We start from the raw sequence: 19232 nt of genomic DNA, 5'->3' as shown, positions 1-19232 counted from the left end.
ATGCAACGACTACTGACCTTATTTGCAGCATTTGCGCTGACTCTTCCGTGCACGGCCCAATGGCGTCCTGCCGGAAACCGAATCAAAACCTCCTGGGGCGAAACGCTCGACACCAAAAATGTCCTTGCAGAATACCCACGGCCTCAGATGGTCCGCGCGGAGTGGCAGAATCTGAACGGACTGTGGAACTATGCCATACGCCCTGCCGGGGAGTTGCCGGGGACGTGGGACGGTGAAATCCTCGTGCCGTTCGCCGCCGAATCATCGCTCTCGGGCGTAGGGCGCCGCGTGGGTGCGGAGCAGGAGCTGTGGTATGAACGGACGTTCACGGTTCCTGCGAAATGGAGCGGGCACCGGGTACTGCTGCACTTCGGAGCCGTAGACTGGCGTGCCGACGTGTGGGTGAACGGCGTGAATCTGGGCCGGCACGAGGGCGGCTATACGCCTTTTGAGTTCGATATCACATCTGTTTTGCAAAAAGGCGTCAACACGCTCCGCGTGCGGGTCTGGGACCCGACGGACGACGGTTACCAACCGCGTGGGAAGCAGGTGAAGCGTCCTGAGGTGGTCTGGTATACGCCCGTGACGGGTATCTGGCAGACGGTGTGGCTCGAAGCCGTTCCGCAGCAATACATCCGCAACGTCGTTGCGACTCCCGATCTGGACCGCCGCACGTTCCGCATCGCGACTGCTACGTGCGGGACGCAGCCCGGGGACCGGGTGGAGGTGACGTTGCTCGACGACGGGGGGAAAGTCGCCGAGGCGACGGCCCTGTGCGGAGCCGACGCGGAGCTGTACGTGGCTTCGCCGAAGTTGTGGAGTCCCTCGTCGCCGCATCTCTACGATCTGGATATTAGGCTCGTACGCGACGGAAAGGTCGTCGATCGGGTGACGAGCTATGCGGCGATGCGTAAATTCTCGACGGCGAAGGACGGGAAGGGCATCGTGCGGCTCTGCCTGAACGACGAACCGCTGTTCCAGTTCGGTCCGCTGGACCAGGGGTGGTGGCCCGATGGACTCTATACGGCTCCGACGGACGAGGCGCTGGCCTACGACATCGAGAAGACGAAGGAGTGGGGATTCAACATGATCCGCAAGCATATCAAGGTCGAACCGGCGCGCTGGTACTGGCACTGCGATCGTCTGGGAATGATCGTTTGGCAGGACATGCCGATCGGCGATCAGGCGGGTTTCAATCCCCAATGGCAGAACAAGACCTACTTCACGGGCGAGGAGAAACAGCGCTCGGCCACGTCGGAGGCGTGCTACCGCAAGGAGTGGCGCGAGATCATCGACGCGCTGCGGGGGTTCGCCTCGATCGGCGTGTGGGTGCCGTTCAACGAGGCGTGGGGACAGTTCAAGACCGTGGAGATCGCCGAGTGGACGAAGGCTTACGATCCTACGCGGTTGGTGAATCCGGCCAGCGGCGGCAATCATTATTTGACGGGAGACATTTTGGATCTGCACAATTATCCCGAACCTTCGTTGTATCTTTACGACGCGAACCGCGCCACGGTGCTGGGTGAGTTCGGCGGTATCGGCCTCGTGATGAAGGAGCACCTCTGGGAGCCCGACCGCAACTGGGGCTATGTAAGCTTCAACTCTCCGGAGGAGGTGACCGACGAATACGAGAAGTACGCCGCGAAACTCGGCGAACTGATCAGAAGGGGCTTCTCGGCAGCAGTCTATACGCAGACCACGGACGTGGAGATCGAGGTCAACGGCCTGATGACCTACGACCGTAAAGCGGTGAAGGTGGACGAAGCGCGTATCCGGAAGATCAACGAAAAAATATGCAACTCACTGAACGAAGAGAAACGATGAAAAAACTACTGATTCTACCCTTCCTTTTTGCCTGTACCTTTGCAGTACAGGCACAGAAGAGCTATACGCTGACTTCACCGAACGGACATTTGGCAACAGTCATCACCGCAGGAGAAACACTGACTTACGATATCGTTCGTGACGGGAAGACATTGATGATGCCCTCGCCGATTTCGCTGATTCTCTCCGATGGCCGTAAGTGGGGGCCTGCGGCACACATCCAGAAGGCACTGCGTGCGACTGTCGATGAAACTGTTTCTGCACCGTTTTACCGGGCGAGCAAGATCCGCGACCGTTACAACGCTCTGACGCTACGCATGAGAGGTGGTTGGTCCGTGGAGTTTCGGGTCTATGACGACGGTGTGGCCTACCGTTTCGCCACGACATCGAAAGAACCTTTTGAGATTATGAACGAACAGGCGGAATACCGTTTCCCCGCCGACTGTGCCGTGACGGTTCCCTACGTGCGCGACCATGCCGGCAACATCGACCTGCAATGGCGCAACTCCTTCGAAAATACCTATACAGAAACGACACTCTCGAGGCTGGATGCCGGACGTCTGATTTTCCTTCCGGCAATCGTGCATGTAGCCGACGGAGTAAACATCTGTTTTACGGAAACCGATCTGAACGACTATCCGGGGATGTATCTCTGGAACGGCGACGGCGGGCAGCATCTGACTGCACGCTTCGCGCCTTATCCCAAGCGCATGGAACAGGGCGGTTACAACAATCTGCAGATGATCGTCGAAGAACGCGAACCATTCATTGCCCGAATCGATAAAGCCCGTTCATTCCCATGGCGCGTGGCGATCGTCGGCACGGACACCCAGATCGCCGCCAGCGACCTGAGTTTCTTGTTGGCCGCCCCCTCGAAGCTCGCCGACACGTCGTGGATCAAACCCGGCAAGGTCGCTTGGGACTGGTGGAATGCGTGGAACATCTCGGGTGTGGACTTCCGTACGGGAATCAATACCGAAACTTATAAATACTATATCGACTTCGCGGCATCGAAAGGAATCGAATATGTGATTCTTGACGAAGGGTGGGCCGTAAATCTCCAAGCTGATCTGATGCAGGTGATACCGGAGATCGATTTGCCGCAGATCGTCGACTACGGTAAAGCAAAAGGCGTGGGGATTATCCTCTGGGCGGGCTACTGGGCCTTCGCCCGTGATATGGAAACCGTCTGCAAGCATTATTCGGAGATGGGTGTCAAAGGGTTCAAAGTCGATTTCATGGATCGCGACGACCAGCAGATGACCGACTTTAACTACCGTGCGGCGGAGATGGCGGCCAAATACAAGCTGATTCTCGACCTGCACGGCACGCACAAACCCGCGGGGCTGAACCGTACGTGGCCCAATGTATTGAATTTCGAGGGCGTGCATGGACTTGAGCAGATGAAGTGGAGCCCTGCGACTGTCGATCAGGTAAAATACGATGTGCAAATCCCTTTCATCCGTCAGGTTGCCGGGCCGATGGACTACACGCAGGGCGCGATGCGCAACGCTTCGAAGCAAAATTATTATCCATGCAATTCAGAGCCGATGAGTCAGGGTACGCGTTGCCGCCAGCTGGCGCTCTATGTCGTGCTTGACTCGCCGCTGAACATGCTGTGCGACTCGCCGACGAATTACATGCGCGAACCGGAATGTACGGATTTCATCGCCTCGATCCCGACCGTATGGGACGAAACACTCATCCTCGGCGGACGGATGGGCGAATACATCGTCACGGCGCGCCGCAGCGGAGATATATGGTACGTCGGTGGTATTACGGATTGGACGGCACGTGAAGTGGATGTCGATCTTTCGTTTCTGGGCGACTGCGAGGCAATGCTGTTTCGCGACGGTGTGAACGCCGACCGCAAAGCCTCGGATTACAAGCGCGAAACGTTTCGCATCGACACATCCAAATCCCTGACGGTGCATCTTGCGCCCGGAGGCGGGTTCGCGATGAAACTCAAGCCTGAGAAAACAGGAGGAATGAAAAAACGCTGACAGCAAATAGCCGATGAAACGTTTTCTATTGCTGGAGATGGCACTCGTATTTGCCGTGCAAATTACGATCGGACAACCGGTGCTGCCGGGCTATCGGCAGTCGTCGGTCGCACCGGAGTTGATGGCGGCTCCATGGTCCGCACGGTGGATCTCGGTGCCCGGTGCGTCCCCGGATGCCTATGGCGTCTACCATTTTCGCAAGGTATTCGAGTTGGCAAAATGTCCACGGCACTTTGCGGTGCATGTTTCGGCAGACAACCGCTATAAACTTTATGTAAACGGCGTGCTCGCGGCGCAGGGGCCCTCGCGATGCGACGGGGCGCATTGGAACTACGAGACGGTGGATCTGGCGCCGTGGCTGCATGCCGGGCGGAATGCGGTGACCGCCGTAGTATGGAACTATGCCGACTTGAAACCTGCGGCACAAATAACGCTGGGCGAAACGGGGTTTCTGATGCAGGGTGCGACGGAGCGCGAACGGATTGTCGATACCGATTCTTCGTGGCGGTGTATCAAGAACGACGCCTATGCACCACTCGCCGTCACGGGACTTCGCGGTTATTACGTCGCGGGACCGGGTGAAATATTGACCGCCGCGCGCTATCCGTGGGGCTGGACAGAGCCGGATTTCGACGACAGCAACTGGCATACTGCCTCGTGCGGTGCACTTGGCAGGCCGAAAGGCGCAGCCCGTTCGGGCGAACGGCAGCTTGTGCCATCGCCAGTTCCGATGTCGGAGCGGATTCCAATGCGTTTCGCTCAAGTCGTCCTGGCCGAGGGCGTGAAGCTTCCGAAGGGGTTTCCGGCGAAGCCTGCCGTCTTGGTTGTTCCGGCGCACACCCGCGCCGTGCTTCTGCTCGACCAAGGCGAGGAAACGACGGGCTACCTGCGACTTTCGTTCAGCGGCGGACACGGCGCTGTAATTGCAGCGGGATATGCCGAGGCGCTTTATACGGGTGCCGAGGGGTATGACAAGGGGGATCGCAACGATCCCACAGGCAAGCTGTTTCTGGGTTACGAAGACCGTATCGTCGCCGATGGTGGTCCCGGACGGACATTCGAGCCGCTATGGTGGCGGACTTGGCGCTACGTGCGGCTGACTGTCGAAACGCAGGATGAACCGTTGTCACTGGATGACGTGAGCGGGGTCTTTTCGGCGTATCCATTTCGTCTTGTGAGCCGTTTTTCGGCTCCGGAACGGCCCGAACTGGAACGCATGCTCAACGTTGGTTGGCGCACGGCGCGTCTGTGCGCCAACGAAACCTACATGGACTGCCCCTATTATGAGCAGATGCAGTATTTCGGCGATGCGCGTATTCAGGCGCTCATCACGCTCTACAACACACGCGACACCTGCATGGTGCGACAATTGTTGGATCTGTGCCGACAGTCGATGTTGCCCGAGGGAATTCCGCAGAGCCGCTATCCTTCCGACCTGCCGCAGGTCATTCCGCCCTTTGCGGTGTGGTGGCTCGGCACGGCGTACGATTACTGGATGATGCGGGGTGACGAGGCGTATCTGCAGACATTATTGCCGGCTTTCCGGCGGGTGCTCGGCTGGTTCGAGAGGTATCGGGGCACGGACGGCCTGTTGCACGACGTGCCCTATTGGTTCTTCATCGACTGGCCCGAAGAGTTCGATTTCGGACAGCCGCGCCGCTCGGCAGACGGCACCTCAGCCTATCAGGATGTGGTCTATCTGTTAGGACTGGGTTATGCCGCACAGATGGAACGAACATTCGGCAACACAGCAATAGCCGCGAAGTACGAGGAGATTGGCAATGCGCTTAGAAAGGCTTTTCGCAACGCATATTGGGATGTGCGGCGGGGACTTTTCGCAGATACGCATGAACGGAGGGTCTTCTCGCAACATGTGAATTCCCTTGCGATACTGGCCGGAATCGTAACGGACGACGAAGCCCGCAACGTGATGATGCGCGTAGTGGACGAACCGGATTTGATTCAGGCGACGCTTTATTTCAAATTTTATGTTCATCGGGCAATGGCCGTGACAGGATTGGGCGACCGTCTGTTCGAGGAGTTGCAGCCGTGGTACGACCAACTCGCCGCCGGGTTGACCACTTGGGCCGAAACGCCCGATCCGACACGCTCGGACTGCCATGCGTGGAGCGCAAGCCTTAATGTGGAACTTTTCCGCATGATACTGGGAATCGAAAGCGCCGCTCCGGGATTCCGACAGGTACGTATTGCGCCGTCACTCGGCGGGCTGAAGCATGTGTCGGGCGCAGTACCGCATCCTGCAGGCGAGATTGCTGTCGATTGCCGCACTGACAGCAAAGGCCGTCTTACGGCGAAAATCGCCCTGCCCATAGGCATGACGGGCGAATTTGTATGGCAGGGCAGAACCTTTGCTCTGCGAGCAGGCAAACAGATTCTGAAAATCGAATAGACAATGAAACGACTTTTAGTATTAACAACGGCATTGGCCATTTCCATATCGGCACAAGCCGAGGTACAGATGCCGAAATTTTTCAGCGACAACATGGTGTTGCAGCGCGAACGGCCGATCCGCGTATGGGGGCATGCTTCAAAAAACGAACTGGTCACAGTGCGTTTCGCTGGGGCTGAAGCCTCGGCGAAGGCCGACCGCACGGGGCGCTGGGAGGCAGTGCTCCCGGCTATGGAGGCCGACGCCACCCCGCGTGAAATGACCGTTGCGGGTCGCACGGACACCGTGCGTTTCACGAACGTCGTGGTGGGTGACGTATGGCTTTGCAGCGGACAGTCGAATATGGAGTGGCGGCTCGATCCAACGACTGGCTGCGAAACTGAAATCGCATCGTCGGCCAACCCGAATATCCGGCTGCTTTCTGTCGGCGACAAAATCGCTTTCGAGGAGCAAGAGGATATCGATTCCGGACAATGGGTGGAATGTAAGCCTGAAACCTCGCGCGTATTCTCGGCCGTGGGATACTATTTCGGCAAGTTCATCCATGCCGAAACGGGTGTTCCGGTGGGGCTGATCGACAGTTCATGGGGTGGAACCGACATCGAAACATGGACGAGCTGGGACATAATGCGCACGACGAAGGATTATGCACAATACGCGGACGCCCGTTCGCCCCTCGAGGCGATCGGCGCGGGAATGAAAAATTATCGTGCCTATCAGGCCGCCTTGAAGAATGACCGCGGGGATCGAGAACGGTGGTATGCCCCGACGAGCAAAACCCGGTTGAAAGAGTGGCAGAAGATGGAACTGCCTCAGATTTGGGAAAACGCATTGGGCCATGTCGACGGCCATATCTGGTTTCGGAAGAGCGTGATGCTGCCGGCCTCGGCGGCCGGAAAGGCGGGTGTGCTGCATCTTCCGGCAGTCGACGACAGCGATGTTTCCTACATGAACGGTTACAAGATCGGCGAAACACATGCAAGTTATAATAGCCCGAGACACTATGAAATCCCTGCGGCGACGTTGCACGAAGGCGAGAATCTCATTGTAATCCGCGTCGAGGATACGGGCGGCGAAGGTGGCATTTGGGGCGATGCGAAAGAGTTGTATTTGGAGGTTGACGGTAAACGGTACGACCTTGCCGGGGAATGGGAATACAGGCCTTCGGTCACAACGACGATGTACGGTCTTGTCGGCCGCGGAACGTATAGCAATCCCAACAGTTTCGCTTCGCTGCTTTACAACGGCATGATCGCACCGCTCGCAGGATACGGTATCAAGGGTGCCATTTGGTATCAGGGCGAGAACAACGCTGACCGGGCCCGCAGCTACCGGGAGTTATTCCCCGCGATGATCCGCGACTGGCGTGCGCTTTGGGGATACGACTTCCCCTTCTTCTGGGTGCAACTGGCCAACTTCATGGCTGTGGAGCCGCAGCCGTGCGAAAGCGCGTGGGCCGAGTTGCGCGAAGCGCAGAATAGGACGCTCGCGTTGCCGGCGACGGGACAGGCCGTCATCACCGATATAGGAGAGGCGAATGACATTCATCCGCGCAACAAGCGTGACGTGGGCTATCGTCTGAGCCGCGCGGCACTGAACGTAGCCTATGGCCGTACCGACATCGCGGCAGGAGGACCGATTTACAGATCGATGAAACGTGACGGCAATCGTATCGTGCTGACGTTCGACGCCACGGACGCCCTGAGACCGGTTGACGGCAATCGTTACGGTTATCTGCATGGCTTTACGATTTCCGGTGCCGACCGGAAATTCGTATGGGCCAAGGCATATGTCAGAGACGAAAAAACGGTTGTGGTTTTCAGCGACGAGGTATCGGAACCGGTAGCCGTCCGTTACGGCTGGGCGAACAACCCTTATGATGACGACCTGACGGATGGATCGGGGCTGCTGGCCTCGCCGTTCCGGACCGACGAGTGGCCCGGAATTACGAAGTAATGTTGAAATGCGATAAAATTTTAAACAACTCGATTATGAAAATACAAGTCCGCAAGAAGTTCGGAGGGCTTTACGGCTCCAGAGCTATCCTCTTCACTTCTCCGGATCGCATCAACAAGGTGAAGACCGACCTTTGCGACAACTCCATCGCTGCGGCCAAAGAGAAGTTCAACGCCAAGTACGGCCACAAGCCCAAAGTTTACGACGTGGTGATCTCCGACGGTTCGCGCCGGCTATAAAGAAATATCCTTGATTTTCCGGATACTGTAATTACGAAAGCAAGCATAAAATATGTATCGCAATATAATTGTTTTCCTATTGGTTGTCCTTTCCTGTCTGGGATGCAATGACGGAAAAATCCGTGAATTACGGATTCTTCAACTCAATATTTGGTGTGATGCCACGGTTGTCCCGGGAGCTTTCGAGGCCTTGGTCGACGAAATCGCACGTCTCGATGTGCATATCGTCGCCCTGTGCGAAGTCAACAACCGTGACGGCGTGACTTCCGAACGGTTGGTTGAAGCGCTGAAACGGCGCGGGCAGACGTGGCATGGCGCCTCGGGACGCTGTGACGGGATTCAGGGAACCGATGTCTGTGTGTTGTCGAAATATCCGATCGAGGAGATTACAACGGGATTATCCACGGTCATGGGGGGCGTCGACATGAAAGTGCGCATCGATGTCGAAGGATATGACGTACTGCTTTATCCGGCCCATCTGGATTATACGCATTATGCCTGTTATCTGCCGCGAGGCTATGACGGCATTACATGGCAGCGACTTTCGGATTCGGAAACCGAACCTGCTACCGTGCTGAAGATGAATCGGGAATCTACGCGCGACGAGGCTATCGCTGTGTTTCTTGAAGAGGTTTCCTGCGAGCAGGCCGATCTGATTCTGCTGGCCGGGGATTTCAATGAACCGTCGCATTTGGATTGGAATGAGGCAACACGCGAGAAATGGGATCACAACGGATGTGTCGTACCCTGGGATTGCTCCATGCAGCTCTACGAGGCCGGGTTTCGCGATGCATACAGAGTTATTCATCCCGATCCGACGATGTACCCGGGCTTTACCTATCCGTCCGATAATCCGGAAAAAGAGATCAAAGACTTGACATGGGCTCCCGAAGCAGATGAGCGGGAGCGTATTGATTTCGTCTATTACATGTCAGACGGAGCGTTTGCTCCAAAAGATGCAGTGCTCGTAGGACCGTCGTCATCGATCGTGCGAAACGAACGGGTGCAGGACGCCGGCAACGATACGTTCATCGAACCGCTCGGTGTATGGCCCACGGATCACAAGGGCGTTTTGGTGACATTCAAATCGGTTCGGAAAAATTAGGATTTTTCATATGCTAAAGGGGGCTGTCTAACAAGTTTTAGACAGCCCCCTTTGCGTCAGGCCTGGCCCATCTTGGGACCCGTATCCGGAATCGGGGTCGGGGTCGGAATCTCGATCTTGCCCACGTTGCTCTCGTAACGGACGATGTTGTCCTGCAGCGAACGCAACAACCGTTTGGCATGTTCCGGCGTCAGGATGATGCGACTCTTGACCCGCGCCTTCTGCACCCCCGGAAGCACCGTCGCAAAATCGATGATGAATTCCGAGGTCGAGTGCGATATGATCGCCAGATTCGAGTAGTGACCCTGGGCCACCGCATCGTCCAACTCCAGATCGATGCCGAATTGTTTCATCTCTGCCATCTCCTTCGGTAAATTGTTTTTTGCAAAATTAACCGCTTTGACGCTCCGATATGCAAGTCTGAAGCCAAAGTTTTCGATATTTTATCAACAATACCCGCTCCCAAAAAGCCCTGCGGCCCTCCGAACCGGTCCAAATCCGATCCGAAGAGCCGCAGAAACAGTAAAAAAACAATCACTCCTGAGGCAAGGATTCCCAGAAAGTCAATTCCGTAAAGGTCAGGAAACGACCGGCCGACTCGCTCCACACCTCATTGACCTTGATCCGGATATAACGGACCTCGGAAAGCCCTTCCGGGAAGAGGAATGTCTCGCCCTCCGCCGCTTTCGCAAGGTCCTCGTCCGTATACTCCCCGTCCGGGAGTCCCGAAGGCTTGACTGATGCGCAGTCCAGCAGTTTGGTCCAGCCGTCCCAGCTCCCGTCCTGAGACGGAGCATCGGCACGGCCCCAAATTTCCCACTGCTTCATATAGCCCGAAGTGAAGGCTCGGTCCGAACGGGCTATGCCGTTCAGCCGGAAAGAGTGCAGAATGGCAAGCTTGCCCATGTCGAACGTGAACCACGCAGGACCCGAGGTCCAACCACCCCAGCTGTGCGCATAATTATCGTTGTTGATCTGTCCGTCGAACGCATTCGAAAGACTGCCGCCGAACTGATTCAACGGCAAATCGTTGTCCAGAACAAGCGGCACAAAGCCGGACTTCGGCACCATTGCGATGTTTTCATACTTCGGGAACCGGTAATGCTCCGACTCGACCATGAACGTATCGACGGCATTCTCCGCCGGCAGGTAATAGGTCTCCAACCAATAGGTACCTTCCGACTTCCAGTCGTCCAGCGTCACGCTCAGATCCGTGACGGCGACCTCCAGGCGTTGCATCGCTCCCGACTTATCCGGATACACCAGCACGCTCTTATAGGAGTCCTGCAGGACGCCCGTCAGAGTTATCACAACCTGTTCATCCTCCTGCTTCGAACTCTCGACACCCCGGGCCCGCAGGCTCTCCGCATAGATCGATCCATAGGAGCGTGCATTGACCGTCTGCACGAGCGACGGATTTCCGTCCCCATCGAACGTCGTGACCTCAAACGTATAGTAACCGTCGGTAAGATCCGAAACGCTGTATTCAAAAGTCTGGACCGGCTCCGTGCGCTCGATCGGAATCAGGGCCTCGCCATCCCCCGGCGTCCAACGAATCAGGCACTCCCGCGTATCGTAACCGTACATCAGCAACCCCTTGATCAAAACCCGTTCATTCCCCGGCAGCGCCTTCAATGAGTCAATCTTCGACGCATAGTGCCGCTCGCCCTCATCCAGATACCCCTGTATGGAGTGGAACATGTCCGTACAGCCTCCACACAACAGCAAGGAGAGAACAACCACCAATATGATTCTATTTTTCATATCTTTTGTTTTAATGGATTACTCCGGGTTGCCCCAGAACGTGAACTCCGTGAAATGGATGAAATCATCGCCGCCCCAGGTCTCCAGAACCTTGAAACGGATGTATCTCACGGCCGGAGCCTCGGGCGGAAATTCGAAATCCTCACCAGCCTTGAGGTACTCCCAGTCTTCACCCGTGATTTCACCAACGGGCAGGCCCGAAGGTTTGTGGGACGAGCAATCCATGAGTTTGATCCAACCATCCCAGCTACCGTCCGACGGCGGCGTATCGGACCGTCCCCACACTTCCCAAGTCTTCAAATTGCCCCGTTGGAACGCATAATCCTCCCGGAACAAGTGATAAAACTTATAACGGCTCAACTTGGCAACTTGTCCCATGTCGAACGTAAACCACATCGGGAAGGTATCACCTCCCGGACTGTGAACGAACAATTCCGGCGTGAAGTCGTCATTCCAAGCATATGCCAAGTTCCCGGCCCAGGCATCACAGTCGATATCGTTGGGCAGTTTGTAAACCGCAAACTTCGATTTATCGAGAAGCGTCTCGGCAAAGGGTACATAACTCTCGCTGAACGTCTCGCTCCGGTTCCCCCAGCGATCCGTGACATAGATCCCGAATGTGCGGGGTTCGGCGGTGAAACCCCGTACGAAGAAACGGCCACTCTCCGCACTGGTGTAATGGACCATCGGTTCGTACAGAAAATGCTGTTCATCCTCGGTCTGGACATGGATCGCAATATCGCCCTTGTCCTCGTTCTTGAAATCCACGTAGATACCTCCGAAAGTCGCCCCTGCATCCAGGCTGTTGAAAACAGTCTGGATCGGCGGCGTAAGCGGCGTCACCTGTGTGGTCACGCACGGCCCGACATGCTCCATCTTGTCCACACAATACAACGAAACCTCTCTGGGGGCTGTATCTCCGAATCCTTCGAGCGTCACCGAATGGTCGTAACGCGAAGCTCGGGCCTCCATCGGTGTGTCCTGCCCCACCGTATAAAGCGCTTTGACATAAAGCAAATCCTTGCTATCAGGCAATTCGTAATGGATCACGGCCCCGCCCGGAATACCTTCGGTCTGCGTGACAACAACCTGTCCCAAATCGCCGACAAGCGTCCCCTCGCCCCACGGATGCAGGTGGTTTTCCTCCTTACACCCCGCAGTGCCAAGTGCCATCAAAATGCCGGTCAAGACAACCGTATATGTGCTGATTGTTTTCATAGTCTGATTACCATCCTGGATTTTGTTTCAAGTTGGGATTCACGATAAGATCGTTCGTCTTCAACGGCCACAAATTGTCCCGTTTCAAGAAATCCCGAATATAATACGTGCGAAGCTTATAGTAGTCCTCCGTCTTCTCCTGCTCGATATCCCAGCTCCGCATCGGTTTGTTGAGGTACTCCACGGCAAGATTCCAGCGCCGTAGATCCCAGAAACGCTGACCCTCCAAAGCCAGTTCGATCATCCGCTCCTGACGGACGATGTCCCGGAAACCTTCGTAACTGTCCGGTTTCGTGGGATTATTCGAATGGTCCGCCCAGTCCTTCCGAACCCCATCCGGGAAACCGGCCCGACGACGGACCTTGTCGATATAGGTATAGCAGTCCGCAGGCGGAGCCCCCGCATTTCGGTTCGCCTCGTTAAGACACTCCGCATACAGCAGGTAAAGATCAGCAAGACGGATGATCGGAAACGCATAGGTCTCGATCTGGATGCTGGCCGGAACCATCGAATTCTGGTAGCTGACAAGCTTCTTGGCAAAATAACCCGTAATGGAGTAGTTCCGGTTGCTCTTCTTGCCCGAAGTCTGCTTCGCCTTCGCCTGGAGGTACCACATGTCGTTGTCATCCATCTTCCCGATCCCGTACCAACTCGATCCGTCGAACCCCAGCGTCGCGTAGAAACGCGGCTCCCTGTCGAAATGGAGCTTCGCCGTCGTATAGCCCGGCTTGATGTAGAACTTCTCCGCCTCGGTCGCCTGCCGCGTCTCGTAACGCTCCGCATAGGCCCAATCCTTGTCCTCGTCGATGGGAACTCCGTTCTTCGTATAAAAAGTTTCCGCAACAGCCAACGTCGGAGCAACCGTACCGTTCTTCGCATGGTAATAACGGTCGTCGGTCGAATAGTTCGACTCAAGCCACGGCTGGCTGTAGATCTGCAGATCCTTGATACCATTGCCGCCGATCGCAAAAATCAACTCCTGAGTCCAGCGTTCAGTAACCTTACAACGGTTCGTTAACTCCAGAATGGTCTGGTCGCTCAGGTCAAACGACGTGGTGTTCAAAAATTCGTAAAGTTCATGCCCCGCCTCTTCGGCACATTCAATCGCCGCAAAACAGGCATCGGCGGCTTTCTGCCACTTCCCGATATCCTCGGTCTGGTTGAAATACGGCACTCCGTCCTCGTCCGTAAAGTCCGCGTACTCCACATTCCCGTTATAGAACGGACTCGCGGCATAGGCCAGAATCTTCGCCTTGATGGCAAGAGCCGCAGGGCGCGTCAGCCGTCCCATATCGGCCGAAGGATTCGTAATCCGCAACGGAAGATCCTCGTAACATTCATCGATCAACGCCACGCAGTAGTCAACGATCTCATCGATCCCGTCCCGCGTTACCATCACCTCCGACTCGTCAGCTGTAATGGGGATGTTGTCCTTCATGATCGGAATCGGACCGTACAGACGCATCAGATAGAAATGAAGATACGACTTGATCACTTTCGCCTCCGCTTTCCACTGGTTCTTCTCCTGAACCGTCATGTCCCGCACATTATCAATATTCTCCAGAAAAATATTGCAGTTACGAAGGCCCTTGAAGAGCGGCTTTCCGTAATTCGTTCCATTCCAGAAATCAAGAAGCGGATTACCCGTATTCTGCCGCCCCATTGCAAGCCAGAAGGTCGTGGTATTCTGAAAATCCGTGGACTTGTCGCTGTAATACCAGATCTCGTCACCCACATCCATACCCGGATCCGAGCCGATTTTGCCGGTCTCCGGAATATACCAGTACAACGTACTCAGGTAGTTGAGGGCCGTAGACCGGTTGTTGAAAACAATCTCGATGGTGGCGATGTTATCCGGCATCACGTCCAGATAATTGCATGACGGAACCGACAACAGGCCCAAACCCAACAGAAATAGATATAATTTCCTTTTCATGATTGCTCCTGATTAAAAGTTAACCTGAAGTCCGATATTATAGACTTTCTGCAGCGGATAGCCGATGCCCCATCCGCCCATCTCCGGATCCCACATCTTGAATTTACTGAACGTCAACAGATTCGTACCGCTGAGATAAATTCGAAGCGCCTCGATCCGGATCTTGTTCGTCAGATGACGCGGCAGTGTATAACCGATCTCAACCGACTTGAGACGCAGGAACGAACCATTGCGCATCCACCACGTACTCTGCTGGTAATTGTTGCTGTTGTCGTACGAATCCGTCGACAATCGCGGCCACGTCGCATAAATATCCGGATTGCTCTCCGACCAATGGCTCTTCGCAAATGCATCGAACAACGCCGTCTTCCGCGTGTAACTTCCCACGCCCGACGTCTCGACCGGCGGATTCCCGAACGGCGCAACCTGCTCCGCATCGATGAAAAAGGTCTCGCGCCCCAGGCCCTGGAAGAAGAACGAAAAGTCAAAACCCTTATAGCCGATCGAGGCTCCAAAACCATAGACCGTCTCCGGTTCCGTCGGATAACCGATCGGAACCAGGTCCGATTCGTCGATCTTCCCGTCGTTGTTGATGTCCTTGTACTTGATGTCTCCCGGCATATAGGGCCCGAAAGTCTGCGTCGGAGAGTTCGCAATGTCCGCCTCGTCGATAAACAGACGTTCGGCAATATATCCCCACGACTGACTCAGGCTGTAGCCGATCCGCGACCGCCACGGCAGCCCCGCAGCCGCATAGTCCGGCTCGTCGGCAACCAAAAATTCGCTCGTCGCATAGGTGAAGTTCGCCCGGGCCGTAATCCACAAATCCTTCGAGAAGGAGTGCTGGTAATCAAGCGAGGCATCCACTCCCCGGGAGGCCGCACGCCCGACATTCGCCTTGACTGTCGCCTCCAGGCCCATCGAACTCGGAAGATTGGTCCGGTCCATCAGAATGTTCGAACGATCCTCGGTAAAGTAATCCACCTGAAGCTCCACCTTGTCGAACAGGCGAATCTCCGTTCCGATATTCAACTTACGCGCAATCTCCCACGTGATGTCGTTGTTCGAATAGCGCAGAACCGTAATGCCCGGACGGCTCACCGCAAAATTTGTCCCGTACCATACGCTCTTGCTCGTGTCGTTCATGTTCACATCCGACATGTAAAAAAAACGGCTGTCCGAAATGGCATCGTTGCCGACCAAGCCATACGTAACCTTGAACTTGAGTTTGTCGACCACATGGCGCAAATTCTCCCAGAACGATTCGTTGGAGATGTTCCACGTAACACCCGCGGCCGGAAAAAATCCGTAACGCTCATGCTTTGCAAAACGTTCCGAACCATTATAACCAAAGTTCAGTTCAACGCCGTACCGGTTGTCGTACATATAGGTAAAACGGCCCGACAAGCCCTGATTCCGATAAGGCAGTGATTCGAGAACCGAAGCCGGATTGCCGATCACCTGCTGCGTATTCTGATAGACCAGGAGTCCCGTAACCGCATGTTTGCCGAACGTCCGGGCGTAATCGACCGCCGCTTCAAGGTAGACCTTCGAGTTGATATCCTTGCTTCCGCTGTAATCCAGGTATTCACTTCCCGTATCGGCATTCAGGTCCGTCAGGTTGTAAACATCCAACTCCGGGTTGTAATAGCCGATCTGGTAGTAGAACGGTTTGTAACCCCGCGCCGAATCAAAATAGGAATAGCGTGTCGTGCTCAGCAGGGCACGGGCCTTCAGGCCCGGAGTTATGAATTTCAGATCCTGCGAAAGATCCACCTGCGCCAACACCAGCGTCCGGCTGTAGTCCTTGTATCCGCGCGACATCAAAGCATAGGGATTGATGTGATTGGCACCCTCCAGATTACCGAACAGCGGATGGCTCGAATTCCGATGGCCCTCATCCGGAGCGTAGACCTTCGGATAGTCCACCGGCGAAGCATGGAGCGCATAGTCGAACAGAATATTACCCGCATCAATCGGCCCCCGGTAATCATCGAAATTACCCTGGAACTTGAAAGCAACCTCCGTTGTCTTCGTTACGTTCACGTTGAAGTTCGTACGCACGTTGTACTGCTTCAAGTTGATATTCGTATTGAAGTTGTTCATGCCTTCATTCCGCATCAGACCGTTATCCTGGTTAAAGGTCGCCGCCAGATAGTAGCGTGCGACTTTCCCTCCTCCGCTGATGTTGAAGTTGACGCGCTGATTCATCGCCGACTCCTTGAACATCTCCTGCAGCCAGTCCACCGCCGGATAAACATACGGATTCCGATCCGGAGATTGCGTGGCAACGATCTTGGATTCCGGATACGGAAGTATTCCGATCGGATTGCGGGTCAATACCGCCTCGTTGTTCAACCGCATGTATGTAATCGGATCGGCAAGCTCCACCATCTGGGTCGGCATCGACCATGAATTCTCTACGCGGACCGATACCCGAGCTTGACCTTCCCGCCCCTCCTTCGTCGTTACCAGAATAACGCCGTTCGCACCTCGTGCACCATAAAGCGAAGTTGCAATGGCATCCTTCATGATCGAAAAACTCTCGATGTCGTCCGTCTGAAGACGCGCCAGATCATCCGAACCGATCTCCATCCCGTCTACCAGAATGAGCGGATCCTTCTTGTAACCGAACGTCGTAACGCCGCGGATGAAAAACTCCGTATTGTCCCTCCCGGGCTCACCGCTGCGCTGGTATGCAATCATTCCAGACATCCGCCCCGCAAACGAGGTCGTCAGATTGCTGCTCGGAACCTTCAGGTCCCCCGGCTTAATCGTCGTAATCGAACCCACGACGCTCTCCTTCTTCTGCCGGGAAAAGGCTACAACCGTCACCTCCTCCAGACTCGAAGGCTTCTCCTGCATCACCACGTTGATCACACTCTGCGCGCCGACCACGATCGAAACATTCTCCATCCCGAGAAACGAAAAAATCAGCGTGTCTTCCGGGCTCGCCTCAATACGGAACGAACCCTCCGCATCGGCAATCACTCCGCCCTGCTTGTCCTTCAATTGAATGACGGCTCCGGTAAGTGGGCGCCCTTCGGCATCGGTCACCTTACCCGTCACCACGGATACCGGAGACGCATAGAAATCATTGTCTGCGGCAGAAACTGCCGACAAACCCACCAAAAGGCTCACCCACAGAATGCCGCAATAAAATATTACCCTTCGAATTTGAAATCCGGACATAACTCTTGGTTTTAGGTCGGTTCATACGGATTTATTTCCCGCGTTTCTGATGCAAATTCTCCTTGCCCAAAGCCTCGCCCAAGGCATCGAGCATCCCATACCCGAAGCGGTTGTCGGGCAGCAGATAGTGTCCCTCACTCCACTCGTTGAAGCAGGCGATCGTAATGATCGGCGGAACATCCGGATGCTGGTTGAGATAGGCGAACGACGCCTGAACCAACGCCTTGAAAGCCCCCGGATTCTCATTCTCCAAAATCACGCACGCAGGCCATTTGCGTCGCTCCGGAGTCGTCGGACGTTTGCCGTCCGGAGCGATATAACGCGGTGTCGAATCCCAGCCCGGAGAGAGTGACGGCAAATACGGAATCTCAAACCTGTTGTAATGTTCCGGCCAGAGCTTGGTCACGACATCCGCAACCACATCCCCGTAATCGGGCAACTCTACATCCTGAGGCTGATAGTAGTCGGCAACCCACGTCAGAGGGTTGTACGAACCCGCCGTACTGTAACCCATCTCCCGGGAATTCGGTGTGTAGAATCCCGACGAGTGATAATGAAGCCCCTTGTGACCCAACGAACGGGCAAAAGCTTCGAGTTCCCGGAACAACCGCTTCGCATTTTCCAGGCCGAGACGCTGCTCCAGGCGGTTCGGGTCCCAGATGCAAATAACCGGTTTATCGTCGATCCGCCAGTAGTTCTCCAAATGGCAATAACGCGAAATAATATAAGAGAGGCTCCGGAATGCCTCCTCATACGAAAAATCCGGAGAATCGTAACTGGGCGGATAGGCGTTGTATCCGTTCGTCAGCTTGGTCGGATACAGGATATACCACGGGTGGTTCGTCCACATGCAGGCAAACTTCACATCCCCGCAATTCCGCGACTCCAAAAAACCGTTCTCCAACGCTTCATGCAAACACGGTTTCCCGTCATACCAGTACCAGTCCCAGATCAGAACGTCGATACCGCTATCCTTGCAAAGTTCGTTATAGGTCTCCCATGTCGACGGAAGGCTCTCGTCCAGTTCTCCGAGAAGAGGTGTACGGGGTTGGGCATGTCCTTCGTACCACGGACGCGCACTCCGCGTGAGGTTGTATTCCGTCCAACCCGGCGCGTAAAGTTTATTGTGGAAAGCCGAAGGATGGTAGTTTGGAAACGTGTAGCAGGCAACCGTCAGATTCTCCGGTTTCCGCAACAAGGCCGAATCCCCGACAATCGTCAGCAGATCCTCCGGCAACGACATCCGGGATGTCGGGGACGATGCATAAATCCCGGGAGCACCCCCACACAACACAAGGCCAAATACCAGCAGCCTGAAAACAAATGATCGGATAGGTGTCTTCATAATCATACTATTAAGAGGTTAATTTCTCGCCGTAACCGGATATTTTCCTGTCTTCAGAACAGGCCGGAGATCATCTCTTTCAAAACGCCTCACGACGGGAGATGCGAACGATTCCGAAACTCGCCATTCGGAAAAACAAAAGACCCGAACCTGCCCGGTTCCGGATATTGCCGCGAATGATCTCTTTTTACAAATTTAGAAAACACCCGGCCCGGCAACTTTCAGCCATTGATTTAAAGA

General features: G+C 55.2%; 11 protein-coding genes and 1 pseudogene. 6 read left to right on the top strand and 6 right to left on the bottom strand.

Annotated features, from left to right (window positions below; translation table 11 throughout):
* The 6 genes and pseudogenes from ABGT65_RS05775 to ABGT65_RS05750 all read left to right on the top strand — a co-directional run bounded on the left by ABGT65_RS05775 (position 1) and on the right by ABGT65_RS05750 (position 9537).
* The gene (locus ABGT65_RS05775; RefSeq protein WP_346700476.1) at positions 1–1824 is read left to right on the top strand and encodes a sugar-binding domain-containing protein; all 1824 of its coding nucleotides are present in this window, start codon (positions 1–3) and stop codon (positions 1822–1824) included.
* The gene (locus ABGT65_RS05770; protein WP_346700474.1) at positions 1821–3827 is read left to right on the top strand and encodes a glycoside hydrolase family 97 protein; all 2007 of its coding nucleotides are present in this window, start codon (positions 1821–1823) and stop codon (positions 3825–3827) included. Before ABGT65_RS05775 ends, ABGT65_RS05770 begins: the two co-directional genes overlap by 4 nt.
* Positions 3828–3840: 13 nt before the next feature.
* Positions 3841–6237: an alpha-L-rhamnosidase C-terminal domain-containing protein gene (locus ABGT65_RS05765; protein ID WP_346700472.1), complete on the top strand. Its 2397-nt coding sequence runs from the start codon at positions 3841–3843 to the stop codon at positions 6235–6237.
* A gap of 3 nt (positions 6238–6240) precedes the next feature.
* Entirely contained in the window at positions 6241–8193 is a 1953-nt protein-coding gene (locus ABGT65_RS05760) for a sialate O-acetylesterase (RefSeq protein WP_346700470.1), read from the top strand.
* 110 nt (positions 8194–8303) lie between these two features.
* Positions 8304–8432: pseudogene (locus ABGT65_RS05755) on the top strand (galactokinase); the annotation flags it as partial.
* A 52-nt stretch (positions 8433–8484) separates the two neighbouring features.
* A complete protein-coding gene (locus ABGT65_RS05750) occupies positions 8485–9537 on the top strand; it encodes an endonuclease/exonuclease/phosphatase family protein (RefSeq protein ID WP_346700468.1) in 1053 nt (350 codons plus the stop codon).
* 56 nt (positions 9538–9593) lie between these two features.
* Here ABGT65_RS05750 and ABGT65_RS05745 read toward each other — a convergent pair whose 3' ends face one another.
* The 6 genes from ABGT65_RS05745 to ABGT65_RS05720 form a co-directional block, all read right to left on the bottom strand.
* Positions 9594–9899 (bottom strand): DUF3467 domain-containing protein, encoded by a 306-nt coding sequence (locus ABGT65_RS05745; RefSeq protein WP_346700466.1) that lies wholly within the window; start codon positions 9897–9899, stop codon positions 9594–9596.
* Between the two features lie 172 nt (positions 9900–10071).
* Positions 10072–11301, bottom strand: a complete 1230-nt coding sequence (locus ABGT65_RS05740) for a DUF4998 domain-containing protein (RefSeq protein ID WP_346700464.1) — start codon at positions 11299–11301, stop codon at positions 10072–10074.
* An 18-nt stretch (positions 11302–11319) separates the two neighbouring features.
* Positions 11320–12474, bottom strand: a complete 1155-nt coding sequence (locus ABGT65_RS05735; protein WP_346700462.1) for a DUF5000 domain-containing lipoprotein — start codon at positions 12472–12474, stop codon at positions 11320–11322.
* Between the two features lie 52 nt (positions 12475–12526).
* On the bottom strand, positions 12527–14455 hold the full coding sequence (locus ABGT65_RS05730) for a RagB/SusD family nutrient uptake outer membrane protein (protein WP_346700460.1): 1929 nt from the start codon (positions 14453–14455) through the stop codon (positions 12527–12529).
* Between the two features lie 12 nt (positions 14456–14467).
* On the bottom strand, positions 14468–17647 hold the full coding sequence (locus ABGT65_RS05725; RefSeq protein ID WP_346700458.1) for a TonB-dependent receptor: 3180 nt from the start codon (positions 17645–17647) through the stop codon (positions 14468–14470).
* A 31-nt stretch (positions 17648–17678) separates the two neighbouring features.
* On the bottom strand, positions 17679–18890 hold the full coding sequence (locus tag ABGT65_RS05720; protein WP_346700457.1) for a glycoside hydrolase family 99-like domain-containing protein: 1212 nt from the start codon (positions 18888–18890) through the stop codon (positions 17679–17681).
* Positions 18891–19232 lie beyond the last annotated feature (342 nt).

This window comes from uncultured Alistipes sp., assembly GCF_963931675.1.
Lineage (GTDB): Bacteria > Bacteroidota > Bacteroidia > Bacteroidales > Rikenellaceae > Alistipes.
This window is presented reverse-complemented; position numbering and strand designations above follow the sequence as displayed.